At 68.9% G+C, this 24,602-nt stretch carries 19 protein-coding genes; 8 read left to right on the forward strand and 11 right to left on the reverse strand.

The genetic code is table 11. From position 1 onward, the window contains the following. Positions 1-19: 19 nt before the first annotated feature. Positions 20-508 carry a GNAT family N-acetyltransferase gene (locus tag ACFKCF_RS28000; RefSeq protein ID WP_394498098.1) on the reverse strand — a complete coding sequence of 163 codons (489 nt, stop codon included), beginning with the start codon at positions 506-508 and terminating at the stop codon, positions 20-22. Continuing rightward, positions 505-2,052: an XRE family transcriptional regulator gene (locus ACFKCF_RS28005; RefSeq protein WP_394498100.1), complete on the reverse strand. Its 1,548-nt coding sequence runs from the start codon at positions 2,050-2,052 to the stop codon at positions 505-507. The genes ACFKCF_RS28000 and ACFKCF_RS28005 overlap by 4 nt, the downstream gene beginning before the upstream one ends. A gap of 278 nt (positions 2,053-2,330) precedes the next feature. On the opposite strand from ACFKCF_RS28005, the gene ACFKCF_RS28010 reads away from it, so the two are divergent. The 4 genes from ACFKCF_RS28010 to ACFKCF_RS28025 all read left to right on the forward strand — a co-directional run bounded on the left by ACFKCF_RS28010 (position 2,331) and on the right by ACFKCF_RS28025 (position 5,940). Further along, entirely contained in the window at positions 2,331-2,615 is a 285-nt protein-coding gene (locus ACFKCF_RS28010) for a hypothetical protein (protein WP_394498102.1), read from the forward strand. 545 nt (positions 2,616-3,160) lie between these two features. After that, positions 3,161-4,024, forward strand: coding sequence for a mechanosensitive ion channel family protein (locus ACFKCF_RS28015; protein ID WP_394498103.1), 864 nt, complete (start codon positions 3,161-3,163; stop codon positions 4,022-4,024). Positions 4,025-4,033: 9 nt separating this feature from the next. After that, positions 4,034-4,414, forward strand: coding sequence for a globin (locus ACFKCF_RS28020; protein ID WP_185067323.1), 381 nt, complete (start codon positions 4,034-4,036; stop codon positions 4,412-4,414). Between the two features lie 17 nt (positions 4,415-4,431). After that, entirely contained in the window at positions 4,432-5,940 is a 1,509-nt protein-coding gene (locus tag ACFKCF_RS28025) for a glycoside hydrolase family 13 protein (protein ID WP_394498104.1), read from the forward strand. A 238-nt stretch (positions 5,941-6,178) separates the two neighbouring features. On the opposite strand, the gene ACFKCF_RS28030 is transcribed toward ACFKCF_RS28025, so the two are convergent. The 3 genes from ACFKCF_RS28030 to ACFKCF_RS28040 all read right to left on the reverse strand — a co-directional run bounded on the left by ACFKCF_RS28030 (position 6,179) and on the right by ACFKCF_RS28040 (position 9,532). After that, positions 6,179-7,342, reverse strand: coding sequence for an MFS transporter (locus ACFKCF_RS28030; RefSeq protein ID WP_394498106.1), 1,164 nt, complete (start codon positions 7,340-7,342; stop codon positions 6,179-6,181). Further along, on the reverse strand, positions 7,339-7,803 hold the full coding sequence (locus ACFKCF_RS28035) for an acyl-CoA thioesterase (protein ID WP_394498319.1): 465 nt from the start codon (positions 7,801-7,803) through the stop codon (positions 7,339-7,341). Before ACFKCF_RS28035 ends, ACFKCF_RS28030 begins: the two co-directional genes overlap by 4 nt. Positions 7,804-8,920: 1,117 nt before the next feature. After that, positions 8,921-9,532 (reverse strand): TetR/AcrR family transcriptional regulator, encoded by a 612-nt coding sequence (locus tag ACFKCF_RS28040; protein WP_394498108.1) that lies wholly within the window; start codon positions 9,530-9,532, stop codon positions 8,921-8,923. A gap of 463 nt (positions 9,533-9,995) precedes the next feature. Here ACFKCF_RS28040 and ACFKCF_RS28045 point away from each other — a divergent pair, with 463 nt between their 5' ends. The 4 genes from ACFKCF_RS28045 to ACFKCF_RS28060 all read left to right on the forward strand — a co-directional run bounded on the left by ACFKCF_RS28045 (position 9,996) and on the right by ACFKCF_RS28060 (position 12,446). Continuing rightward, positions 9,996-11,312 (forward strand): MFS transporter, encoded by a 1,317-nt coding sequence (locus tag ACFKCF_RS28045; protein ID WP_394498109.1) that lies wholly within the window; start codon positions 9,996-9,998, stop codon positions 11,310-11,312. Positions 11,313-11,373: 61 nt separating this feature from the next. Further along, entirely contained in the window at positions 11,374-11,514 is a 141-nt protein-coding gene (locus ACFKCF_RS28050; RefSeq protein WP_394498110.1) for a hypothetical protein, read from the forward strand. Positions 11,515-11,775: 261 nt separating this feature from the next. Continuing rightward, a complete protein-coding gene (locus tag ACFKCF_RS28055; RefSeq protein WP_394498111.1) occupies positions 11,776-12,018 on the forward strand; it encodes a hypothetical protein in 243 nt (80 codons plus the stop codon). A 146-nt stretch (positions 12,019-12,164) separates the two neighbouring features. Continuing rightward, entirely contained in the window at positions 12,165-12,446 is a 282-nt protein-coding gene (locus tag ACFKCF_RS28060; protein ID WP_394498113.1) for a hypothetical protein, read from the forward strand. Between the two features lie 197 nt (positions 12,447-12,643). On the opposite strand, the gene ettA is transcribed toward ACFKCF_RS28060, so the two are convergent. The 6 genes from ettA to cobA form a co-directional block, all read right to left on the reverse strand. Then, the gene (ettA, locus tag ACFKCF_RS28065) at positions 12,644-14,308 is read right to left on the reverse strand and encodes an energy-dependent translational throttle protein EttA (RefSeq protein WP_394498114.1); all 1,665 of its coding nucleotides are present in this window, start codon (positions 14,306-14,308) and stop codon (positions 12,644-12,646) included. A 729-nt stretch (positions 14,309-15,037) separates the two neighbouring features. Further along, on the reverse strand, positions 15,038-16,189 hold the full coding sequence (locus tag ACFKCF_RS28070) for a GGDEF domain-containing protein (protein WP_394498115.1): 1,152 nt from the start codon (positions 16,187-16,189) through the stop codon (positions 15,038-15,040). A 1,290-nt stretch (positions 16,190-17,479) separates the two neighbouring features. Continuing rightward, positions 17,480-18,277 carry a single-stranded DNA-binding protein gene (locus tag ACFKCF_RS28075; RefSeq protein ID WP_394498117.1) on the reverse strand — a complete coding sequence of 266 codons (798 nt, stop codon included), beginning with the start codon at positions 18,275-18,277 and terminating at the stop codon, positions 17,480-17,482. A gap of 806 nt (positions 18,278-19,083) precedes the next feature. Next, a complete protein-coding gene (locus tag ACFKCF_RS28080) occupies positions 19,084-20,706 on the reverse strand; it encodes a GTP-binding protein (protein ID WP_394498119.1) in 1,623 nt (540 codons plus the stop codon). Further along, the gene (locus tag ACFKCF_RS28085; RefSeq protein ID WP_394498120.1) at positions 20,703-23,360 is read right to left on the reverse strand and encodes a dynamin family protein; all 2,658 of its coding nucleotides are present in this window, start codon (positions 23,358-23,360) and stop codon (positions 20,703-20,705) included. The genes ACFKCF_RS28080 and ACFKCF_RS28085 overlap by 4 nt, the downstream gene beginning before the upstream one ends. Next, positions 23,357-24,589 (reverse strand): uroporphyrinogen-III C-methyltransferase, encoded by a 1,233-nt coding sequence (gene cobA / locus ACFKCF_RS28090; protein WP_394498121.1) that lies wholly within the window; start codon positions 24,587-24,589, stop codon positions 23,357-23,359. The genes ACFKCF_RS28085 and cobA overlap by 4 nt, the downstream gene beginning before the upstream one ends. Positions 24,590-24,602 lie beyond the last annotated feature (13 nt).

Consider the following 24,602-nt stretch of genomic DNA (forward strand, 5'->3'; position numbering starts at 1 on the left):
GCCGTACGCCGGGAGGCTCTCAGCGCTCGACGACCGCCGGAGGGGCCAGGCGCTTCTCGAGGTACACGACAGTGTGGTCACCGACCCGCTGTCTGGAGAGCTCGCGCCATCCCTCTCGCTCGTAGAGCGCCAGGGCGGCCTCCTGGTTGAGCGTGGTGTCTCCTCTGACGCGCTCGAAGCCGAGCTCCACCGCGCGTCGTTCGAGTGCGAGCAGCATGGCCGCGCCGAAGCCACGCCGCTGGAACTCAGGGTGCACTCTCAGCCGGCACATCTCGGCCGTGGCCGTGTCGACGGGTTTCAGCCCGCCCATCGCGACGACCCGCGAGCGCGCCTCGCCGACCAGGAAGTCACCGCCGCAGCCCAGGTAGATCTCCTGGATGCGCGGGAAGTCGTCGTCGTAGTAGACGCCGTCGCCCGGCACCAGTCCCACCTCGGCGAGGGAGATCCGGTGGAGTGCGAGGATGGTGTCGAGATCGGACCACCGATAGCGCCGGATCTCCAAGTTCATGCACCGCCCCCTTTCGTTGGGACCCTCGGCCGGCGCAGTTCGGCCCTGTACTCCTCGAGCTTCGAGTTGTTCGCGTCACGGGCCGTGATCGCCTGTTCGAGCGCCAGGGCGGGACGCATGATGAAATCGGTCATGTACTCGTCGCCGAGCATGCGCAGTGCTCTGGTGCCGATGTCCAGCGCGGAGTCGAACTCCCCGTCGATCATGCGGCACTGGGCCTGGTCGAGCCGGATCAGCGTCTGGTCGAGGATGTGGTCCTCGTACTTCTCCAGCGCCTGGTCGAGCACCACTTCGGCCTCGAGGGTCTGGCCGAGCTTGGTGAGCACGTCGCCCTGGTAGAAGTAGAGCTGCTTCTCCGTGTAGCCGAAGGCCATGTCCTCCTGGTGCTCGGGCCGCATGTGGGAGAAGGCGTTCCTGGCCCTGGCCAACGCGCGTTTCGCCTGGTCGACGATCTCCTTCTTGTTCTCGGCGCCCGAGAGCATGGCCAGCGCCCGCGCCTCGACGACCGGTGCCATGGCCTGCGCGGGGCAGGGCATGGCGCCGGCCAGGTCGCGGCTCTTCTTCGCCAGGTTGAGCGCCTCCCGGGCGTCCCCGAAGTAGAGCGGGACGAGCGACTCGCGGGCGGTGATCCACGCGCGCAGCGCGCGGTCGCCCGTCTCGTCGGCCGCGGTGCGCCCCGTCCTGAAGAAGGAGCGGGCCAGCCGGTGGTCACCGAGATTGATCATGATCATGCCGCTCAGCCCCGCCAGCTGAGCCGCCATCCGCAGAAGGCGGTCCTGCAGGTCGATGGGCTGACGGCGGGCCATCGCCGCGCGTACGGCGCTCATCTCGAGCATCACGTCGCACAGCAGGCGCAGCGGGGCCGTCGTCGTGTACTGGCGGCCGAAGCTCTGCGTGGCCTCTTCCCACTGGTCGAGCATCGCGGCCGACACCGTGGCCGAGACGAGCGTCTCGTCCATCCGGCGCCTGATGCCCTCGCACGCGCCGAGCACCGGCCCGTCGAGCTCGGTGGCGACGCTGGTCCCCGGATTGAGCAGGTTGAGCATGGTGCGCCGGAGGATGTTCTCGTCCTCGTCGGCCTCGGGCTCCGGGGGGGACGTCCCGGTCAGCTCGCGCTCCGCCTGCAATAACGTCCGCTCCGCGCTTTCTCCGAGCGGCACGCCCGGCGTGCGGTGCCCGTGGCCGCAGATGCACGGCCCGTCGAAACCGAGCTCCAGCGGCTCCACCCGATAGACCGTGCACAGGTAGTGCATGTATTCGGGTCCCGGGCGCTTGAGCCCGCTCTCGTAGGCCGACAGCAGGGTCTCCCCGATGCCGGGCATCGCCTTGTTGTCGCGTTCGAACAGGGCTCTGATCTGCTCGATGACGTCCGCGAGCGCGATGCCGTAGGAAAGACGGTGGGATTTGACGCGGCTGGTGCCGAACTGCGGAGTGCACTGCTCATGGATCTCGTCAGCTATCTGGGCCGAAGTGCGCCCGGCGGCCAGGCCCTTGGCTCTGATCCGCCGTGCGATCTCCGTTTCCCTGTGCTGTCTGCCGGACATCCCGGCCCCTCTCGCGCGTGTCTCGACCGGTCCTCAACTGGTGACTCAGCGTAGCGTCCATGTAGCTGTGCGCCTACCCAAGAGTGTGAACCAATGTCGTCAGCTTGAAAACGCCCGGCATCAAGCCTACGGATAAGGATCGTCCTCCGAGGGACTGTTTCTTACATCCCACGAGGGAGAAGCAACTCCCCGTGACCGGGGTACCGGCGTTGCGCCCGCCGTTGACATGAGCCATGTTTGGCCCACCAGCCAGATTCCCAATGAGGAGGGGACGAAAGGTGGGGGACGACAACTTCGAGCATCTGAAGCGTCTCGTGTCCGAACTCGACGCTCACGGGTTGCTCGCGAGAGTGGTCCAGACTCAGGGCGGGCGGACGTTCGCTCGGGTCATCAACCCGAACGCGACGAGCCTGTCGGAGAACGTCACCTGTCGGTCGACGAGCGCATCCGACGTACCGGACTGGTGGTACTGCTGGTCCTGGGGTGAACGGATGCACAAGGCCGACGACCCGGCTGGAGCGGCCACGAAGGTCGCGCGCGTGCTGGCCGCCGTGGGCGAGTGACAAAGCGGTGACCCGGGTGGAGCGCAGCCACCACGGCTCACCGCACCCACGGCGGCGTCAACGGAGCCGGCGGGGTGGCCGGTGCGGAGGGACTCCCGTATGCCGGAGCCCTTGGTCGCCCCGCCGGTTCCGGCCCCAGGCACGGTCTCGCATGCCGCGCCTGTCCACAGCCACCCGCCCGGTCTTCCGGGCGGGTGTTCGGGGGATCCCTCCCGGAACCGGCACGGGACACGCTTCCGGGTGCGCGTCCCGTTCCGAGCCGTCCGTCATCGGAGCGTCCGCTCTCTCCCTCCGCGGCCCAGAGAGCAGGCGTCCCCGTCTTCCCCGGCGTGATGTGACGGCGGGCGGTCCAGTCGGCGGTATTTTGGATCGAATCGGTCCAAAGCAGCCGACCGAACCGCTTCCGGAGGGGGATCTACCCAGTGTTACTGCTGGTGACAGCGTCGCAACCGCCTGCTTCTCAGTTGGACTTCGAGAAGTTGACCCAGCAAATGGCTGGGAGCTGCGAGAACGACCCGGCGGGCATTTGCTCTACCCTTGTCGGGATGTTCCAGAATGCGACCTGGGCGCCCTTGGTGGCTAGTCTGATCACAATCGTCCTGATCCTCGTGCTCGCGTTCGTGCTCCGCAACGTCGCGCACCGGGTCATCACGAGAGTGGTCAACCGCGCGGCCACGGGTGGTTCGCTCACCAGCAGGTTCCGCAAGAACGCCGTCCCCGACAGCATCGACGCGCTGCTGCACGAGCGGCGCAAGCAGCGTGCCGAGACCATGGGCTCGGTGCTCAAGCACGTCGCCTCCATCGTCATCCTCGGCACCGCGGTGCTCACCGTGCTCGACCGGCTGACGATCCCGATCGCCCCCCTGCTCACCAGCGTCGGCATCCTCGGCGTGGCCATCGGCTTCGGTGCTCAGGAGCTGGTCAAGGACTTCATCGCGGGCATGTTCATGCTGCTCGAAGACCAGTACGGCGTGGGCGACGTGATCGACGCCGGCGCCGCGGTCGGCACGGTCGAGGCGGTCACCCTGCGCGTCACCAGGCTCCGTGACGTCGACGGCCGCGTCTGGTACGTCCGCAACGGCACCATCACCCGGGTCGGCAACGAGTCGCAGGGCTGGTCGCGGGCCTACATGGACGTCCCGGTGGCCTACGACGCGGACATCGTGAGCGTGCGGGTGCTCCTTGAGCAGGTGGCCGAGGAGGTCTGGGCCGACGGCGAGTTCCGCGAGACCAAGATCGTGGAGCAGCCGCAGGTGTTCGGCGTCGAGCAGCTGTCCGACAGCTCGCTGGTGTTCCGCATCACCGCCAAGACGCTGCCCTCGGCGCAGGCCGAGGTGTCCAGGGAGCTCAGGTTCCGGGTCAAGTCCGCACTCGACTCCGCCGGTATCCCCATGGTCGCGACCACATAGGCTGAGAACGTGAGTGAGACCTCCTTCTACGACGCCGTCGGTGGTGACGAGACCTTCCGGCGCCTCGTGCACCGTTTCTACGAGGGGGTCGCCGAAGACCCGTTGCTGCGGCCGCTCTATCCGGAGTCCGATTTCGAGGGCGCCGAGGAGCGGCTGCGGGGCTTCCTGATCCAGTACTGGGGCGGGCCCAACACCTACAGCCAGCAGCGCGGCCACCCGAGGCTGCGCATGCGGCACATGCCGTTCGTGATCGGCGAGCCGGAGCGGGACGCCTGGCTGCGGCACATGCGTGACGCGGTCGACTCGCTCGACCTGCCGGAAGAGCTGGAGACCAGGCTCTGGGACTATCTGGTCTACGCGGCCCACAGCCTGGTGAACTCCCCGACATAGCGGGCATGACACGCCACATGGATATCCCCTGGTGGCGTGATGCCATCGTCTACGAGATCTACGTTCGCAGCTTCGCCGACGCCTCGGGAGACGGCGTCGGCGATCTGGCCGGGGTGCGCGAGCGCCTGCCGTACCTTCGGCGGCTGGGTGTCGACGCCATCTGGCTGACGCCTTTCTACCCCTCCCCCATGGCCGACGGCGGCTATGACGTGGCGGACTACCGGGGTGTCGATCCGCTGTTCGGCACGCTGGCCGACTTCGAGTCGCTGGTCACGCAGGCGCACGAACACGGGTTGCGGGTGCTGGTCGACATCGTGCCCAACCACAGCTCCTCCCAGCACCCCTGGTTCCAGGCGGCGCTGCGGGGCGAGCGGCGCGACCGCTACATCTTCCGCGACACCACCAACAACTGGCAGTCCACGTTCGGCGGACCAGCCTGGACTCAGGTGGCGGACGGGCAGTACTACCTGCATCTGTTCGCTCCCGGGCAGCCCGACTTCAACTGGCGCAATCCCGAGGTGCACGCCGAGTTCCTGGACATCCTGCGGTTCTGGCTGGACCGGGGCGTCGACGGGTTCCGCATCGACGTGGCGATGGGGCTCTACAAGGCCGAAGGGCTGCCCGACGTGGGCGACCAGTCGTTCAAGTCGGTCTCGCCGGTGTGGGGGCAGCCCGAGGTGCACGGCGTCTACCGCGACTGGCGCCGGCTGCTGGACGGCTATCCGGGCGAACGGATGGCCGTGGGCGAGGTCTGGACGGACAGCTCCGAAGACCTCGCCCTCTACGTGCGCCCGGACGAACTCCATCAGAGCTTCAACTTCGCCTGGCTGCAGGCGCCGTGGTCGCCGACGGCGTTCAAGAAGGTGATCGACGACACTCTGGCCGCCGTGCCGTTCGCCACGTGGGTGCTGTCCAACCACGACGTCGTACGCCACCGCACCCGCTACGGGACCGCCGACCCCGGCACGGGGCTCGCGCGGGCCAGGGCGGCGCTGCTGACGATGCTGGCCCTGCCCGGCTCCGCCTACCTCTACCAGGGCGAGGAGCTGGGGCTGCCCGAGGTGACCGACCTGCCCGCCGAGGCCAGGCAGGACCCCGTCTTCTTCCAGTCGAAGGGCGAGCTGCCGGGGCGCGACGGGTGCCGGGTGCCGATCCCCTGGACGGTGGACCCGCCCTCCCACGGGTTCTCTCCCGGCGGGGTGGAGCCGTGGCTGCCGCAGCCGGCGACGTTCGCGGAGCTGAGCGTGGAGAAGCAGGAGGGGGACGCCGGCTCGACGCTGGAGTTCTACCGCCGAGCCCTGGCCTGCCGCCGTGACCTGGTCGGAGCAATTCCTTATACCTTGGAGTGGCTGGACTCACCCGAGGGTGTGCTTTTCTTCACCCGCGGCCCGCTGATCTGCGCCATCAACTGCGGGCTCCGGGCGGTGGCTCTGCCGGAGCACGACACCGTGCTGCTGTCGAGCGGTCCGCTCAAACGCGGCCTTTTGCCACCCGACACCGCGGTGTGGCTCCGGCGCGAGTCATAGCCTGCGCGAACGTGCGCCGCAGGAAAGGGCGACGGGCAGCGGTATGGGCCCACGACGTCCCCGGGCGTTCGCCGCAGAAAGGGACGACCAGCAGCAGCGTGGCCCCAGCGAGTCATAGCTCCGCGAACGTGCGCCGCAGAAAGGGACGACCGGCAGCGGTGTGGCCCCGGCGAGTCACGACCTTTCCGGGCGCTCGCCGCGGAAAGGGACGACAGCAGCGGTGTGGCCCCGGCCCGAGTCATGGCCTCCGCGAACGCTCTCCGCGGAAGGGGATGACGGGGAGCGAGAGCAGAGCGCACGCCAGGCCTCCCGCGAACCCCGCCCAGAACCCGGCGTGCTCGATCAGCACGCCGGCGAGCGGTGTGATGACGAGGGAGACGGTGTTCTGGATGGTGTTGTGGGTGGCCAGCACCCTGCCGGCCCAGGCGGGTCCGGCCAGCTCGCCGGCGGCGAGGTAGGCGAGCCCGTTGCCGGCCACGGTCATCACCGCGGCCAGAGCGAGCATGGCGGGTCCGAACGAGCCGCCGGTGAGCGTGCCGGCGACCAGCAGCGCCAGCACACCGATGGTGGCGCTCGTGATCAGTAACAGGGGCCGCATGCGCAGGCCGGTCCTGTCGGACCAGCGCCCGGCCGCGATGCGCACCGCCGCCCCGCCGATCGCCGCCACCCCGAACAACTGCCCGGCCGCCACGCTGTCCCAGCCGTACAGGTGCACCAGGCAGGTCACGCCGTACGTGCTGACCACCATCTGGGGCACCACGTGCAGGGCGCTGGTGGCGTGCACCCGCCACAGCGCGGGCTGCCGGTACGGCGTGCCCGCCGGCGTGGTGCCCGGACCGGAGATCGTACGCGGCGGTTCAGCCAGGAAGAGCGCGGCCAGCACGGCGGCCAGCAGGCTGACGGTGGCGCAGACGGAGAGCACACCGGTCAGGCCGTGCGCCCGCGCGACCGGCGGGAGGACGAAGGCGCCGATGGCCATGCCGAGGGTGAAGGAGACCTGGCGCACGCCCATCGCGACGCCGCGCTCGGGCGGTTCGAACCAGCGCAGCACGATCCGTCCGCCGCCGACCAGCGCGGCCGAGCCCGCCGCACCCGCCAGGGCCAGCAGCACGACCACCGCCCAGGTCCGGTCGACCAACGCGACCGCGGCGAACAGCAGCCCCGCCAAACCCACGCCCGTGCCCAGGACCACCCGTTCGCCGTGCCGGTCGGCCAGCGCGCCCCAGGCGACCAGCGCGAACAGGATGCCGATGGCCGGGGCGTTCGCGATGATCCCCGCGACCGGCAACGAAACTTCGAAATGTCGCTGTATTTCGGGCAGGATCAGAGGCAGGCCGCCGAGTCCTAAGGTGACGCTGGTGTGCGCGTTGACGCCCAGCGCCAGCATCAGCCACCGCTTCACGAGAAGCGTTTGAGGTAGGCCAGTTCGTTCTCGGTGAGCCTGCGCGGTGCCGCCCGCTCGACGTCGTAGGCCGCGAGGACGGAGGTGGCGGTGACGTACACGTCGGTGTCGTCGCGGATCTCGTACTGAATCGTGAACCGCACCGACCTGATCTCGGTCACCCACGTCTCGACCCGCACCGGCTCGGCGCGGAAGCCGAGGGGACGACGGTAGTCGATCTCGTGGCGGGTCACCACCAGGCCCTTGAACGGCTCCTCGCCCGCGTTGTACGGATCAATGTGAAACATGCCGAACCGGGCGTCCTCGAGGTAGTCGAGGAAGCGCACGTTGTTCACATGGTCTTGGGAATCGATGTCGGCAAATCTCACCGTTCGCAGGTATACGTGCCGCTGGGCTTGGGAGCGTTCAACCACGTCCGCCACCGTACCTGGCCGGGTCAGGTGTCCTTGCGCGAGGTCCATTCTCATAGTTGGGGGTGTCGCGTAAGCGGGATCGTCGAAGGCCGCGTGGCGATCGTCACGGGGCAGGCGGGGGATCGGGCGCGGGTACGCGCTCGAGTTCGGCCAGCAAGGAGCGGGCGGGGATCGGGTGCTGGCGCGCTCGAGTTCGCCTGGCAAGGGACGAAGGCGGTGATCAACAACCTGGGCTGCGGAGGCCGACGACACCGACACCTCCGCAACCACAGCCGACGCGGACACGACCAAGGCGGACACGGCGGAGGCAGACACGGCGGAGGCCGGACACGGCGGAGGCGGACACGGCCCAGGCCGGACACGACCGACGCGGACACGGAGATCGAGGCCGGGGACGGAGATCGAGCCGGGGACGGAGATCGAGCCGGGGACGGAGAGGCTGTCAATAACGGCGAGGACGTCTCCGACTTCGACGGCGCCCAGCACCTGGTGCAGACGGCCGTCGACCGCTTCGGCGACCTGGACGTGTTGGTCAACAACGCGAGCATCCTGCGGGACCGGACGCTGGTCAAATGACCGCCGACGAGTGGGACGCCGTGATCAGAGTGCACCTGCGCGGCACGTTGGTGGAGGTGCTGTTCAGGACGACCAAGCACCACGGGACCGTTGACCCAGGACCACCGCCAGGCCACCATCCTCCCACCCGACCACACCGCCACGCGGGCGCGCGGTAGCGTCACAACCCCAAACTGGCCCCGGCCCCACCCTAGGCAACCACCCACTCAAGCAAACGCCGATTACTCAGCGTAACCATCGCCCGTTCCCTGCCGGATCCACTCAAGTCCCCGACCCGCCTGGTGTCCGATATCCCCACCACCCGGCCCGCCTATCGCCCCGTCCGCTCGCTGCCCGGCACACCGGCTATCCACTCCGCACTCCCCAGCACCCGCCACTGGCTACCACTCCCCCAACAGGTGCGCCACCCGCACTGACCGCTCCTCAGCGCGCCTGCCAACCCGCCTTGCGCGTTTGCGCCCTGCCCGTTCCCGCCAGCACACCCGCCGCCCCGCGACCCGTAGCCTCGCCACCCAACGCGCCCAATGAGCCCATCGGCCCCGATACCCAGCACACCCGTCCGGTCGGGGAGCCAACCGGCACGATCTGATCAGCCTTCTTCGAGGACCTTGAGGGGGTCGAGGCGGCGGATCAGGGTCATCGCCGCCTCGATGACCTCCTGCGCTTCCTCCTGCGTGTCCGCGGTGGCGACCTCCCGGGCCGCCTCTCCGATGATGCTGGTCAGCACGGCCACGGTGAACCGATCGAGCGGATCACCCCCAGCCCCCAACAACACCGCGTTCTGGCGTACCCACTCCCGCCCCCGCGTACGGCGAATCAGCTCGAACCCCGGCGGCCCGTCCCCATCGATGAAGAGCCGCACCAGATCGCGCCGATCCCAGGCCCCCGCGAGGTAAGCACGGGCCCCGGCGATCAGCAACTCGACGGGATCATCCACGCCCGCCTTCTTGGCCTTGGCCACGCTGGCGGCCGACGCCTCCTCGTGCGCCGCCTGATGGTCCTCGTACAGGGCCAGGAACAGCTCGGTCTTTCCCCCGAAGTGGTGGTAGAGGCTGCCGACACTGGAGCCGGCGCGGGCGACCACCTCGGAGACGCTTGCTTCGGCGAAGCCGTGCTCGCCGAAGACCTCGCGAGCCGCCTGCAGCATGGTTTTGCGAGTCTGAGCCGTACGGCTCCACTCCCACGAGGACTTACGTGCCACGCAGCAGAGTATAACCAGCTAATTCTAGAATTCAATTCTGGTCAGCAGTAAGCCGTGGCCCTGGAGGCGGTGGCCCTGGAGGCGGTGGCCCGAGCTCATAACCGGAATCGCCGACTTCGCTGAAACGCTGGGCAACGACCTGGAGTCCGTGGAGGTTAAACACTCACGATCCTGCCAACAAAAGCCACCCGTTCGGTGATCGACCGCGAGATCCCCAGCCCATCCGGCCGCTCCCCCATGTCGAACCCCCGCCCGTGGTGTGGTCGAAGGAGACTTCGAGGCCGTCGAGTTCAAGATCCAAGACACGACTCCTTACTCCAGGGAATCCTAGAATTCGATTCTAGTCAGGGATGAACGTCTCACCCTTGACGACAGACACCGTGAGGAGCAACATCACAGAAAAGAATTCTAGAGCCATCTTCTAGAACGCTTGACGGGGGTCCAGCCCACAGAAAGGCAAGCCATGAGGCTGTCCTACGTCCGCGAGCTCGACGAGTACCCGACCGGCGCCCGCCGCATGAAGATCCTCACGATGGCCGTGCTGGCCATCCTGATCGGCTCCTACGAAGGGCAGATCGCACCCGTCGTACCTCTCCTTCTGAAAGATCTTCACATGTCGCTGGCCACGTACGGCGCCGTGTCGGGCGCCGCGGCGGTGGCCGGGGCGATCGCCTCCATCCTGGGCGGCAGACTCACCGACCGGCTCGGCCGGGTGCGGCTGCTCATCCCGCTCATGGGCCTGACGGCCGTGTGCTGTTTCGCCATGACATTCGTGCACAGCCCGCGCGACCTGCTGATCGCCAGGATTGTGCTGGCATTCGTGGACGGTGTGGCCATGGCCAGCACCGCGCCGCTGATCAGGGACTTCTCACCGCGCCTGGGTCGGGCTCAGGCGTTCGGCTTCTGGACGTGGGGACCCGTCGGCGCGAACTTCCTGGCTGCAACCATCGCGGGCTGGACTCTGCCGATCTTCAACGATTCGTGGCGCTCGCAGTTCGTCATCATGGGGTGCTTCTCGCTCGTCATTTCGGCGGTCATCGCACTCAACATCGCGGACCTGTCTCCCGAGCTGCGGGCCCGGATCCAGCACACCGAGCAGGCGGCGGCTCAGGTCGTGGATCTCGGGCGGCCGGCGCGCATGCGCTCGCTCTTTACCAGGCGGAACATCTGGGCGCACGTCATCGGCATCTCGCTGTGGCTGGTGCTCTACATCACGCTGTCGCTCTTCGGGCAGACGATGCTGGTCGATGCGCTCGGTATCAGCAGTGCTCAGGCTTCGACGATCATGGCGGCGTTCTGGAGTCTCAATCTGCTCACGCTGATCGTAACAGGCCGCCTGTCCGACCGGACTCAGCTGCGCAAGCCGTTCTCCCTCGGCGGAACCATCGCCGCCGTGCTCGTCACCGCCTACCTCGCTGCCTCCCTGGGCCAGGAAGGCGTCTCTACCGGCACCCTCATGGTGGTCGGCGCGCTGCTCGGCGGCTCGCTCGGAGTGGCGTACGCACCCTGGATGGCCAACTATTCGGAGGACGCCGAGGACGCCGACCCGCGGCTGCAAGGCACGGCGTGGGGGCTGTTCGGGTTCCTGACCAAAGCTATCGCGGTGGTCGGGCTGCTGGTCATCCCGCGAGTCGTCGCGGCGACGGGCTGGCAGACGTGGCTGTTCGTGGCGCTTGGCTGTCTTGTCCTGTTCATCCCTGCGATCGTCATGTTCAACGGGCCGTGGCGCCGGCCCGCCCGCACGCCCGTCACTGTCGCCCTCGGCGAGGCCGAAGGATGACCGAACTGTCCGACGTCGCGACTCCGACCTGCGCGGGATCCGTCACCTCGACATCGACGACGTGCTCGCGTACGTGCACCGCCACCTGAAACGGCTGCCCGACTACACCGAGCTGTACAAGCGTTACCCGCGCCAGCGCTGGGACGTCTACGAGCCGGACTTCGCCCAGGACATCGTCGACTGGCGCGAGCACCTGTCGTAGGAGGAACGGGACGCGTTCGCCGGGATCTCCGCGGGGTTCCACCATGGGCAGCAGCAGGTGAAGGTGGAGCTGCCGGTGTTCATGCTGGGCGGCTCCGAGGAGTCCAAGATCTACATGTCCAGCCAGATCGAGGACGAGGCCGGCACACGGTGTGCTTCGACCGTTTCTACCGCGAAGTGGTCGGCATGCCAGGCGACTCGGTGCAGGATGTGCTGGACGCGTCGTTCGAACACGTGTCGGAGACGTTCGGGGGCGTTCGGGATGCGATTCCTGCGCGACTCGGTGCAGGAGAATCCGCGGCTGCTGCTCCAGATCCACGAGACGCTCCGTACGATCCTCGCCATCAACGGCGCCACCAGCCGCAGGCTCGCCCTCGAGTCTCTGGGCTGGTCACCAGGGCAGGTCAGGCGCCTCGTGATCCGCCAGCTCCACATGAAGCTGGTGGACGTGGGCGTCGCGCTTCCTCCGGACATCCAGGACATGGTCGGCCGCATCGAACCATAGCTCGCCGGAGGCTGACGCATGCGCTTCTTCACCCCGGAGTGGGCCGAAGCCGTCCGCGCCGCCGTGGACACGGGGCCTTCCCAGGAGGGCGTGCTGCCGGCGTGCTGGAACTGGATCGACCGCGCTCGCGCGGACTACACCGCCACGTGGGCGCTGGGCGTCCGCGAGACAGGGACGTACCTGGTCCTGACTGGAAGGACGGCAAGTGCGCCGAAGCGGCGATCGCCTCCGACCCCGCGGACGCCGACTATGTGCCGGCGGCCGGGGAGTCGACGTGGCAGAAGCTGTGCGAGGGAGCCGATCCCGGACGGGTGGTGATGTATCGGGGGTTACGCCTGGAACCCGGCGACGTGCTGACGTTCTTCCGGGTCATCTACTTCTTCGTGGAATCTCTCGCTGCCCTGTCCCACGTCCCCGTCGATACCTGAACGAACGCTGCGGCCGAGCGGCGCTGCATACCTGGCGTCCGTCCTGTCCCAGGGAACCGTCCACCACCGGACCGACCGACGATCCCGGCACCGGTACACCACCCGGCCACCGGCCTCGTGCGGCAGGCGACGTTACCCGCGCCCCGCCGTACACGATGGGGGTTCCCTCGGGAACGGCGGAGCGCGTGCGGATCAGATCAGTCGCGGTGGAGCTTCCGGTACGTGACGCGGTGCGGACGGGCAGCGTCGGCGCCCAGCCGCTCGATCTTGTTCTTCTCGTAGTCGGCGAAGTTGCCCTCGAACCAGAACCAGTTCGAGCCTTCCTCCCACGCCAGGATGTGGGTGGCGATGCGGTCGAGGAACCACCGGTCGTGCGAGGTGATCACCGCGCAGCCCGGGAAGTCGAGCAGCGCATTCTCCAGCGACGACAGCGTCTCCGTGTCGAGGTCGTTGGTGGGCTCGTCGAGCAGCAGGACGTTGCCGCCCTGCTTGAGGGTGAGCGCGAGGTTGAGCCGGTTGCGCTCGCCTCCGGACAGCACCCCCGCCTTCTTCTGCTGGTCGGGCCCCTTGAACCCGAACGCCGCGATGTACGCCCTGGACGGCATCTCCACGTTGCCGACCTTGATGTGGTCGAGCCCGTCGGAAACGACCTCCCAGACGTTCTTGTTCGGGTCGATGCCGCCGCGGCTCTGGTCCGCGTACGAGATCTTGACCGTCTCACCCACGGTGATCGAGCCGGTGTCAGGCGTCTCACCACCGGTGATCATGCGGAACAGCGTGGTCTTGCCGACGCCGTTGGGGCCGATGATGCCGACGATGCCGTTACGCGGCAGGTCGAACGTCAGCCCCTCCATCAGCAGCCGGTCGCCGAAGCCCTTCGTCAGCTCGTTGGACTTGATCACCGTGGTGCCCAGGCGCGGGCCAGGCGGGATCTGGATCTCGTCGAAGTCGAGCTTGCGGAACTTGTCCGCCTCAGCCGCCATCTCCTCGTACCGCTGGAGTCGGGCCTTGCTCTTGGTCTGGCGGGCCTTCGGGTTGGACCGAACCCACTCGAGCTCGTCCTCCAGGCGCTTCTTCCGCTTGACGTCCTTCTGTCCCTCCACCTTGAGGCGCTGCGCCTTGGCCTCCAGGTAGGTGGAGTAGTTGCCCTCGTACGCGTACGCGCGGCCGCGGTCGAGCTCCAGGATCCAGCCCGCGACGTTGTCGAGGAAGTAGCGGTCGTGGGTGACGGCCAGCACTGTGCCGGCGTACTTCTCCAGGTGCTGCTCCAGCCACTGCACACTCTCGGCGTCGAGGTGGTTGGTGGGCTCGTCGAGCAGCAGCAGGTCGGGGGCCTCGAGGAGCAGCTTGCACAGCGCGACCCGGCGACGCTCACCGCCGGACAGCTTCGACACCTCGGCGTCGGGCGGCGGGCAGCGCAGCGCGTCCATGGCCTGCTCGAGCTGACTGTCGAGGTCCCACGCGTTGCGGTGCTCGAGCTGGTCCTGGAGCTTGCCCATCTCCTCCAGCAGCTCGTCGCTGTAGTCGGTGGCCATCTGCTCGGCGATCTCGTTGTAGCGCTGGAGCATCGCCATCGTCTCGGCGACACCCTCCTGCACATTGCCGAGGACGGTCTTCTCCTCGTTGAGCGGCGGCTCCTGCTGGAGCATGCCCACTGTGAAGCCCGGCATCAGCCTGGCCTCTCCGTTGGACGGCTGCTCCAGGCCGGCCATCATCCGGAGCAGCGTCGACTTTCCGGTGCCGTTCGGGCCGAGAACGCCGATCTTGGCTCCGGGCAGGAACGACAGCGTGACGTCGTCAAGGACAACCTTGTCGCCGTGCGCCTTGCGCACGCGCTGCAGCGTATAGATGTACTCCGGCATGCCCTCTAGCTTAGGGGCTCTCCACCCAGGCTTCCGCCGCTCCTCCCGGTAAGACCCGAAAGACCAGGCAGTACCCACGCCTCCACGGCAAGGCCCCCACCCCCGACGTACGGACAAGGCAGCACCAAGGGCGAGAAACCCCTGCGGACGCGGCGCCATGCCCCGCCCACACCTACACCTACACCTACACCTGAGGCACGCGCACGACATCCCCTCGGGCATCCAGAACGCCGCCCTGGGCATGGGCCATCGGGTGCAGGCATGGCTCGGATGCCGGGCTCGATCGCGAACAGCACCTCAACGCTGGACCGACGGGGGCAGCCAGCGCGCGAACACACCGCATCCACGTGGCCGGCCCGCCTGGTCGCGCCCAGACGGGCCGCCGGCACCCCAACACCGCACGTCCGCTCGGCACCCCAACACCGCACGTCCGCTCGGCACCCCAACACCGCACGTCCGCTCGGCACCCCAACACCGCACGTCCGCTCAAACCGCACCCCAACACCGCACGTCCGCTTAAGCAGCACGCCGAACCGCACGTCTGCGCAGGCAGGACGCCGCACACCGCGCCTTTGCGGGAATAGCGGCCCCGTACGTCGCACGTCCATGTGGACGGCGCCCGCCGGACACGGCCATCGGCGATGGGAGCGCCTCGAACTCTGGGTGTCGGCGTGCGCAGAGCCGGCATCCGTAGCCAGGGCCGGCGGCAACCCGAGGGGGCTCAGGAGGTCAGGAGTTGTGATCGTCGCTGGGGAGGGAGCGTGGAGGAGGCGGCGATTGGACGACGGGAATGCAGACACGGTCCCGGCCCAGCTCCTTCGCCCGGTAGAGCGCCAGGTCAGCGGCCGCCAGCAGGTCGATCAGGTCGTCTCCGTGCACGCTCATCAACGCGACCCCCGCCGAAATGGTCACCCTGACGAGGGCGTCTTCGACGGGGATGGCCATGTGGCCGATGCGGGTTCGGAGGCGTTCGGCCACCTGGCGGGCCTCATGGATGTCGGCGCCAGGCAGGAGAACGACGAATTCCTCGCCTCCGAACCGACCCACCACGTCGTAGTCCCGCAGCTGGCTGCGCAACGTGGACGCCACCCCCACCAGCACCTGATCGCCGACCAGATGTCCGTAGGCGTCGTTGACACGCTTGAAGTGATCGATGTCGATGATCAGGAGCGCCAGCGTTTCCCCCGTCCGGCGGGCCCGGACGATTTCGGTGTCGGCCTCGCGCTGCCAGGCGGCGGCGTTCAGGAGGCCTGTCTTGGCGTCCGTACGGGCTGCGGCTTGGAGCTGGGCGTGGAGGAGGCTGCGCTGCAGCAGCACCACCGGAGGCAGCGTCAAGATCAGCAGGGCCAGGTTGAGTCCGCAGCAGATCGAGACCGTCACCCCCAGGCAGAGCTCGACGATGTCCAGCAGCACGCTCTCCCTGTTCCACAGGACCTCCCGCCACGGCATGTCGGGGTCTGCGGTGTGGGCGGCGATGGCGATGAGGGCGATGTTGAGCAAGGAGAACAGCACAGCCGCCCCGACCGCCCAAAGGATCGGCGGACCGCTCCCGAGCGAGAGCACCCACGGGTCCTCGATCACCCAGTGGAACGTGACGGACGCCGCGCACCCGGCCAGACCGATGGCGGCCGCGCTGAACACCCGCCGGTAGAGGACGGTCGCGCGCACGCGCACCTGGAGCAGAATCTGCAGAACGATCGGCGCGAAGATGGCGTAAAGCGGCGGCAGGAGCAGCGCAACCGGCAGCCACCAGGCCGACAGCAGGTCTCGCGAGACGCCGGCGGGCATGCCCAGCCGCCGACTGGCTTCGATGCAGACCGCGCCGCACGCCATGAGAGCACCGAACGTGATCAGGTCCCACCATTGAAAGACAGTGGTCACCGCGAACACCATGATCGCGGCAAAGTCGAGAGCGACGATCGCACACAAATAGATCACGAGCGGGCGACGTTGCCCGAGCAACGGCCAGCGGTCGGCCAATGTTGACACACCGTCGCGAGACCCGATCGAGGCGTGACTGGTCGCCGCCATCTCGTCTCCTCCCTGACTAACGATGTGTAACACAATAATTGCGGAGTGTGCGATGTGCGATGGGAACGGATACGTTGGCAATGACTACACACACCTGCTCATGCCGCGAGTGGGTCGTGTTGGACAGCCGTGCCGGAAAGGAGCAGCCATGGTGCGGGGCGTGACCTGGACCTGACAGAGGCTCTAGCCATCTGCCGCGGACAACACACCATCGGCCGCCCTCGGGGGTGCCAGTCAAACGGGAGCCACGGCCGGTGCCCCTCCCCCCTCCTTCCCCTCCACCACAGTCTTCGCCCGCTTCCCCTTCGCTCATCTACCGCTCCGAGACCCTGCCCGTCGCACCCTCTCGCGTTGAGAACCTCGTCCGCTTTCTCCGGTCGCGGCTCTGGCCCCCCACATGCCCGGGCCTTGCCCTTCTCCAGCTTCTGCCGTCACAGCTCACGCGAGGGCTTCCCCTCTGCCGCTTGCCGCCGCAGCTGCAATCACGATTCCCCTGTGTCGCTTTTGCCACGGCAGTTCCACTCGCAAGGGCCTTCCCGCCTTGGGATAGTGCCGTCGCGGCTCACACGGAAAGGCCCCGCATCTGTCGCTTCTGCCGCCGCTGCTCCACCCGCGAGGACGCTCACGTCTCGGGATGGCGCCGTCGCAGCTCACGGGGAAAGCTCCCCGCCTGGGAGTTCTACGACAGCAACTCCGCGAGAACGTCCCATCTCGGGAATAGGGCCGTCGCAGCTCACGTGGGAGGGATTCCTCTGTCGCTCTGCCACGGCGGCGCCACTGCCGCAGCTCCGCATCCAGCGACTCCCGCAGAAAGGCTTCCCCTGCCTCTTCTGTCGTGGCTGCGCTCACGAAGACCTCGCCTTCTGTGGTTACGCCGTACGGCCCGCTCTCCGGGGAACTGCTCCTCTTCGGTTTCTTCAGTCGAGCCGCCCCTTCGAAGGCATCCCTATCGGCCTGCTCCAAGGACTGGCTCTCAATGTCATCCGTTCGAGGGGCTTCTCCTCTCCCTCGTATGCTCTTGATATCGCTGGTGCTGGGTCTCGCGGCGCGCCGCTGGGGTCCAGGCAGGCGTTGGCCGGGCGGCGTCGCCCGTGGGTGGGAGGGGCACCGGTTGGCCGATCGGTGCCCCTGCGCGTGCTTCTACGCCGCTGCTCGTTCCTCCAGCAAAGGCTCTTCGGTGTCGCCGTCTTCCTCGTCGGCGTCCACCTTGCTCGTGGTCTCGTCGGTCTCAGGGCCCAGGAAGCGGACCGTGTGGTCTCCCGTGCCCAGGGTGTGCCTTGTGCTGCTCGCCTCCCCTGCGGAGCGCATGGGGTTGTCCTCACCTTCGGAGGAGCCTGCAGTGCTGGTGGCTTCTCCTGTCCGCAAGGGGTCGGGCTCGGAGGCCAGGGTGTGTGCCGGGTCGTCCGATCCCGAGGCGTGGGGGAAGTCCTGGTCGGCGCTCAGGGCGTGGAAGGGATTGGATTCGGGGGTGGAGGCGGATCGGGGGAGGTTTCGGAAGCTGCGGGTGCCCATGGCCCAGTCGCGGGTCTCCTCGTCCAGGCGGTCGCGCATCTCCTTGCTCATCGAGGTGATCCCGGCACGGTCCGGCTTGGTGAAGGCGCCGGTGCCCCAGCGCAGGTCGTGCCCGACCGCGTTGGCCTCTATCTCGGGCACGAAGCGGCGATCACCCTCCGGGCCGAACTCGCGGATGCGCAGCTTGCCGGAGACCACCACAGGGTGTCCTGCCCGGATGGAGGAGGCGACGTTGTCGCCCAAGGTCCGCCAGCAGCGGACCGTGAAACACACCCTGTCGCCGTCCACCCATTGCCCCGCCTTCTTGTCGAAGTAGCGGTGTGAGGAGAACACCCTCAGCGAGGTGACCCTGCTGCCGTCATCGAAGCTGTACTGCCTCGGCTCTGCTGCGACGTTGCCGGTGAGCGTGATGTAGATGTCGTTCATCCCGTGCCTCCCAATGCGGCGGGCCGGCTGCCCGCGATCTGGGATCAGGGTGCCGGGAGAAGGCTTGGTCATGAGCTCTCGAATGCGGTTCTGTGGATAGGCGGGACCGTCTTGGTGAGCTTGTGGATGAGAGGGCTGTCGGCGGCGAGGCCTCTGCCCCGGAATGGGGCGTTGCCCGAAGGGAGGCTTCTGGCCTGTGCGAAGGCCGTAAGGCTCGCTGGCGACGGTTCAGGCGGGCCGTCGCCCGCCGGTCGTGACTGGCCCCAAGCAAACCAGAGCCGCGATGCCGGCATGCGCGGTGCAGGCGCCTTCGGTCGGTGTCGTCTCGCTGCCCGGCCGCCAGTTCCCGCCGCCCTTGTGGGCATGGGCCATGGCTCGCGGGCGCCTCCAGCAGCAGCACGCGACCACCAGGGGCAAGGCCGAAGCTCCCCGCCGCATCCAGCTGCCGCAGGCACGCACGAATGACCATCGAACGCAGACACGCCCAGCCGCAGCACGCGAGCACCAAGGGCAAGAGCCTGGCTCCCGGGCGTATCCAGCCGCCGCAGGCACGCACGACTGACCGTAGAGCGCAGACACGCCCAGCCGCAGCACGCGAGCACCAAGGGCAAGAGCCTGGCTCCCGGGCGTATCCAGCCGCCGCAGGCACGCACGACTGACCGTAGAGCGCAGGCATGCCCAGCCGCAGCATGCTGCGTGCCGAGGGCAGGGCCGTGGCTCTCCGGAATCCAGTCACAGCATGTGGTGGGCGCGCGGAGCTTGTTCTGGTAGGGGTGGGGAAGGGGCCGGGTGGGCCGGTGGGAGTGTCAGGGGGACAGGTCGCGTAGGGCAGTGTAGAAGGCGTGGTGGCGAGTCAGCTCGCGTTCGACCGGCTCCACGACCATCGTGGTCGAGACGGCGGCCACGCGGCGGCGCATTTCGCGCTCCAGGCGCTCGCGCTCCCGCGAAGCCCCCAGTTCGACGAAGTTGCGGGAGGCGATGCCTGACAACGCTCCCAAGCCCAGCACGGACGCCATCATCAGCCCCACCCACGGCAGCGTCGCGCTGTCGCCGAGCAGTTCCAAGGCCGGCGGAAGCTGTCCCGGCATCAGCAGGCCCGCGGCCAGCCAGGCCAGGCCGGCGACGAAGGCCACCACCAGGACGTACTGCCATATCTTGAGCGCGCGCCACCAACCGGGTACGCGATCGAGCTGCGGCGCGACCTCCGTGAGGTCCTCGGTGAGGGCCTGCGGGAGCTGGCTGGAGCGGGAGCGGGCCGCCTGGTGGACCGCGGTGCGCCACACCGGGTGCATCCGCCCCGACAGCCCGTCGGCGAGTGCCTGTACGGCGTTGGCGACCTCGGCCGACTGCGCGCTCACCGAGCCGGTCGTGATGCCGCGGATCTCCTCCCCCAGGTCCTGAAGGCGCAGGCTCTTGAGCGGGTCCGAGCGGAACTTCGAGAACCACCGCGGGTACGGCCAGCCCACCCAGTGGCTCGACCGCTCGGCGTAGACGTTCTCCATGGCCTCGCCCACGGCCGGTACGCCCACCGCGTCGCACAGCGCGTCCGTGAGCCCCATCCGGCGGGCCTCGTCGACCGAGGACGGCGCCGACAGGGCCTCGCCCAGCGGCATGGCCTTGCTGAGGCGCTGCTCCAGCCGGTGCAGGTCGGCTTCCAGCTTCTGGATGGCGGCGCGCCTGCGGGCCACCGCGGTCGCGATGACGCTCCTGAGGCTCTCGATGCCGCGGCCCGTGACCGCGGAGGTGGGTACGACGCTGGGATGTTCGACGCCCTCGCGGCGCAGCAGGTCGTTGAGGTCGATGACCAGCTCGGCCAGCTCTTCCTTGGTGAGTCTGTCGGCCTGGTTGAGCGCGAACACGGTCACCGCCTCATGCCCCGCCAGCTCCGTCACGTAGCGGCGGTGCGTGGACGCGTCGGCGTACTTCTGCGGGTCGAGCACCCACACCACCAGGTCGGCCAGGCCGATGAGCCGGTCGGCCTCGGTGTCGGTGAGGGCCCTGATCGAGTCGTGGTCGGGCAGGTCGAGCAGGATCAGCCCGTGGAGCTGGCTGTCGCCCTTGTCGAGCGCGCTGGCCCGGGAGAAGCGGTGCCGCCACTGGATCTGCAGCCAGTCGAGCAGCGGGCCCGCGCCCTCCAGCCCCCACACGCAGGCGTGCGTACGGGCGGTGGTCGGCCGTCGAACGCCGGTGGGCGACAGCTCCAGCCCCGAGATGGCGTTGAACAGCGACGACTTGCCGCTGCCCGTGCCGCCGGCCAGGGCGACGACGGTGTGCTCGGAGGACAGCTTGAGCCGGTCCCCGGCCTGCGTCAGCAGCGTGTTGGCCTCGTTGAGCAGCTTCTTGTCCAGCCGCCCGGGACCGTGCTCCACCACCTTGGTGAGCGCGGACAACCGCGGGGCCAGCCCGGGCCTGGTCGTCATGGTGGTCATCGGGCGACCTCGAGGTTGTACGTCGCCTGGTAGAGACGGGTCGCCACGGACTCGTCCGGTATGCCCGCGGTGTCGAGGGCTTGCACGTAACGCATGGATTCCTCGTCGAACAGCATGCCGATCCTGGCCCGCAAATCGCTGAGCGCCTTGGCCCCGATGCCGCGCAGCGACTCCGCGCCTAGCAGGGCGTTGACCAGCCGGTGCGGCACCCCTTCGCCGTTGGTCCCGCTGAACATCGCGACCGTGAAGATCAACGAGAGCGCGTCGGGATCGAACGACACGAGCTTCGACACCGAGCGCTTGGCCACGCCGTCGGTGCGTACGAGCTCGCCCAGGTGCTCCTGCCACGACGCGATGGCGCGACCGGCGTGACGTACGAGATTGTCGGAGGGCCTGTCGAGGCCCTCACCGAGCCTGGCGCCCAGCTCGGAACGGTGCCGCCAGCGCGCGACCACCTCCTCGGTGGCGCGGTTGGCGGCGGCGACGATCACCGACTCGAGCCCGGCCCGGATCGCCGCCTTGAACGCCAGCACCCGCTCCGGCGCGTGCTTGGCCGACCGGCCGCGTTTGCGCACCTGGAGCGAGCGCATGAGGTCGCCGGAGCCGGCGAAGTCCTGCCAGCGGGCCAGCACCTCGCCGTGCAGCAGCGAGCCGTTCTTCGACGCCTTGTCGATCTCGCCGAGCGCGCCGCGGAAGGCCGCCTCCACGTCGCTGCGCAGCTCCGTCCTGAACGCGACCTGCCCCTCCAGGTGCCTGGCCAGCGCCGGTACGCGGGTACGGAAGCTGTTGAGCACGCCGTTGAGCGTCTCGCGCACGGCCTGGGCCCTGCGCTCCTCGTCGACCGACAGCTCGGCCAGCCAGAGCCGCAGGTCGGTGACCTCGCTGTCGGGCAGCCTGCCGTCGGTGACCTTCGCCTCGTTGATGACGAACCTGTCGATCTCGCCCAGACCGTATTCGGTGAGCATCCGTACGAAATGCTTCAAAACCACCTCAGCCGACCTGGGCTGCACCCGCGACAGCACGATCGCGAGCCGGGCGCCGCGTTCCTTGGCCAGCTTCAGCAGGTTCCAGGCGGGGGCGTCGGCGTAGCGGGCCGCCGTGGTCACGAAGATCCACAGGTCGGCGGCGTCGAGCATGCGGTGGGCGACCTCGTGGTGCTCCTCGACGACCGAGTCGATGTCCGGGGTGTCGAGCAGCGCGACGCCCTGCGGGAGCTTCTCCGTCGCCACGACGACCATGCTCCGCACCCCGGCTTCCGGGGAGGGCCTGTCGAGCCGCTGGAGGCTGGCGAGCAGGTCTCCCTCCGCGAACCACTTGCGGTCGTCCGGGTGGCAGACCAGCACGGGAGTGCCGGTGGTCGGGCGGCGTACGCCGGTGCGCGAGACATTCTTCTCGGCCAGCGTGTTGACCAGGGTGGACTTGCCCGCGCCGGTGGAACCGGCGACCACGATCAGGGCTGGGGCGGTGCTGGTCTTGACCCGGGGGAGCACGTAGCCCTCCAGCTGGGCCAGCAGCTCGGCCTGTGCCTGCCTGGCCTCGTCCGCGCCGGGCAGGTCCAGGCCGAAGCGCAGGTCCGCGACGCTCTCCCGGAGCGTGCCGAGCGCCGCCATGAGCGCCTCGGCGGCTTCGGCGGGCAGTTCCTCCCCGCGCCCCGGCTTCTCCCCGCGCCCCGGCTTCTCTCCGTGGCCTGGCTTCTCTCCGTGGCCCGGCTTCGCGCCGGTTGCCACGCCGATTCCGGATTCCTCACCCTTCGTCGGCTCCTGGCTCCCCTGCGGCTCCGCGCCATCACGGGGCTCCGCGCCGTCCTGCGGTTCCGGCCCGTCCTGCGGTTCCGTGCCGTCCTGCGACTCTTCGCGATCACGCGAGTCATTGCCGTCGCGGGGCTGTGGCTCGGCTTCCGGCTCGTCTCCATCCGCCGGCTCGGGCTGCGGTCGCTCGTCGTCATCCGCCTCGTCGGCCCGAGAAGGCTCGTCAATCGTCGGCTCGGCCTGCGACTGCTCGTCGGCCGACTCCGGGTCCCGAGGCCGCTCCTCGCCAGGCTCGGCGTCCCGGGGTCGCTCCGGCTCGCCCTCCTGAGGCTGCCCGTCGCCAGGCTCGGCGTCCTGAGGCTGCCCGTCGGCCGGCTCCGCGTCCTGAGGCTCCTCGTCCTGGGTCGCCACGTCGTCCTGAGGCTGCTCGTCGAGTGACGGCGGCCCGTCCAGCGACGACGGCTCCTCGGCGCGCGACTCAGGCCCGGGCTCCGGCTCAAGCTCAGGCTCCTCGTCGAACGAGTCCTCCGTCAGGAAGGACCCGGACGGACGGACGGGCCGCGCCTTGCCGCCCCCTGGACCGCCCAGCGAGGCGGGCTTCACGAAGAGGGAGGGCCGCTCAGCCTCCACGGGATCGCCGGCCTCCTCAGGCACCTCATCATCATCCGGCCCCGCCTCGGCGGGCTCCTCCGAAACAGGCGCCGGTGGCTCCGCGGCAGCCTCCCGCTCCCCCGGAGCCGGTGGCTCGGGGGGAGGCGCGGGCTTCTTCCGCGCCTTCTTCGTGCCGAAGGCGTCGAAGCCGTCGTCGCCCTGGACCTCTGCCAGGTCCTCGTCACGCACCGGGAGAAAGCTCAACGTCTGCTCTCCCGGTGACTCCTGCCGCCCGTCATCCATGGCCGTGTTCACGGCAAGCGCTCCGCTCGAACCATCTCGACCTCCTGGCCGACCCTCACGACGTCGCCGACGATGACGATCGCCGGCGGCCGGATCCCAGCCGCGGACACGCGGTCGGCCACGGTGGAAAGCGAAGCGGTGACCGCCCGCTGGGTCGGAAGGGTACCGTCCTGTACCACCATTGCGGGAGTCTCCGGGGGACGTCCGTCTCGGATGAGCGCTTCTGCGACCTTCGCGAGCCGCTCGACGGCCATCAGCAGCACCAGCGTGCCCTGGGAACGGGCCAGGGCGGGCCAGTCGACGGTGGACTTGGGGTCGTCGGGCGCGACGTGCACGGAGATCACGTGGAACTCCTGGCTGACACCCCGATGCGTCACCGGCACCCCGGCCGCGGCGGGCACCGCCACGGCGCTGGTGATGCCGGGGACCACCAGCACGGGAATGCCGGAGCGGGCACAGGCGATCATCTCCTCGCCGCCGCGCCCGAACACGAACGGGTCGCCGCCCTTGAGCCGGACCACGAACTTGCCCTGTCTGGCTCGGTCCACGAGCAGCTCGTTGATGGTCTCCTGGGAGAGCGAGCGGCCGTAGGGGACCTTGGCGGCGTCGATCAGCTCGACGTCGGGGGCCAGCTCGTCGAGCAGGGCCCGGGGCGCGAGCCGGTCGGCGACCACCACGTCGGCCTGCGCGAGGAGCTGCCGCCCCCGCACGGTGATGAGGCCGGGATCGCCGGGGCCGCCGCCGACGAGCGCCACGCCGACCGGTTTGGTGCGGTTGCGCCGGGCATCGACCGTGCCGTCGCGCAGCGCCTCCACGACCGCGTCTCTGATGCCGGCGGCCCTGCGCGGGTCACCGCCCGCGGTGACGGCCACGTTGATCTCGTCGACGCGCCCGGTGGCGGGCGTCCAGGCGGCCGAGGCCTCCTTGTCGTCGGCCCGCACGCACCACACGCGTTTGGCCTCCGCCTCGGCGGCGATCGCCGTGTTGACGGACCTGTCGTCGGTGCAGGCCTGGACGAGCCAGGCGCCGTCGCAGTCGCCGACCTCGTAGGGCCGTTCGTGCCAGGTGACCCTGCCGGCGGCGATCAGGTCGTCGAGCGCCGGCGTCACACTCGGCGACACGACCGTGACCTCCGCACCGGCCTCTAGCAGCGCGGGAACCCGTCGCTGCGCGACGCGCCCGCCGCCCACGACGAGGACCCGGCGGCCGGAAAGCCGCAGGCCGAGGAGGTAGGGGCCCATGGGGGGAATCTCC

Source organism: Nonomuraea sp. JJY05 (assembly GCF_043496855.1).
Taxonomy (GTDB): Bacteria; Actinomycetota; Actinomycetes; order Streptosporangiales; family Streptosporangiaceae; genus Nonomuraea.

Bases quoted from the DNA above. Each gene is read 5' to 3' on its own strand.
- ACFKCF_RS28000 (WP_394498098.1), bottom strand. From the start codon at position 508: ATGAACTTGGAGATCCGGCGCTATCGGTGGTCCGATCTCGACACCATC.
- ettA (WP_394498114.1), bottom strand. From the start codon at position 14,308: ATGCCGGAGTACATCTATACGCTGCAGCGCGTGCGCAAGGCGCACGGC.
- ACFKCF_RS28035 (WP_394498319.1), bottom strand. From the start codon at position 7,803: ATGGACCTCGCGCAAGGACACCTGACCCGGCCAGGTACGGTGGCGGAC.
- ACFKCF_RS28015 (WP_394498103.1), top strand. From the start codon at position 3,161: ATGTTCCAGAATGCGACCTGGGCGCCCTTGGTGGCTAGTCTGATCACA.
- ACFKCF_RS28080 (WP_394498119.1), bottom strand. From the start codon at position 20,706: ATGACCACCATGACGACCAGGCCCGGGCTGGCCCCGCGGTTGTCCGCG.
- ACFKCF_RS28055 (WP_394498111.1), top strand. From the start codon at position 11,776: ATGCGATTCCTGCGCGACTCGGTGCAGGAGAATCCGCGGCTGCTGCTC.
- ACFKCF_RS28005 (WP_394498100.1), bottom strand. From the start codon at position 2,052: ATGTCCGGCAGACAGCACAGGGAAACGGAGATCGCACGGCGGATCAGA.
- ACFKCF_RS28045 (WP_394498109.1), top strand. From the start codon at position 9,996: ATGAGGCTGTCCTACGTCCGCGAGCTCGACGAGTACCCGACCGGCGCC.
- cobA (WP_394498121.1), bottom strand. From the start codon at position 24,589: ATGGGCCCCTACCTCCTCGGCCTGCGGCTTTCCGGCCGCCGGGTCCTC.
- ACFKCF_RS28025 (WP_394498104.1), top strand. From the start codon at position 4,432: ATGGATATCCCCTGGTGGCGTGATGCCATCGTCTACGAGATCTACGTT.
- ACFKCF_RS28075 (WP_394498117.1), bottom strand. From the start codon at position 18,277: ATGAACGACATCTACATCACGCTCACCGGCAACGTCGCAGCAGAGCCG.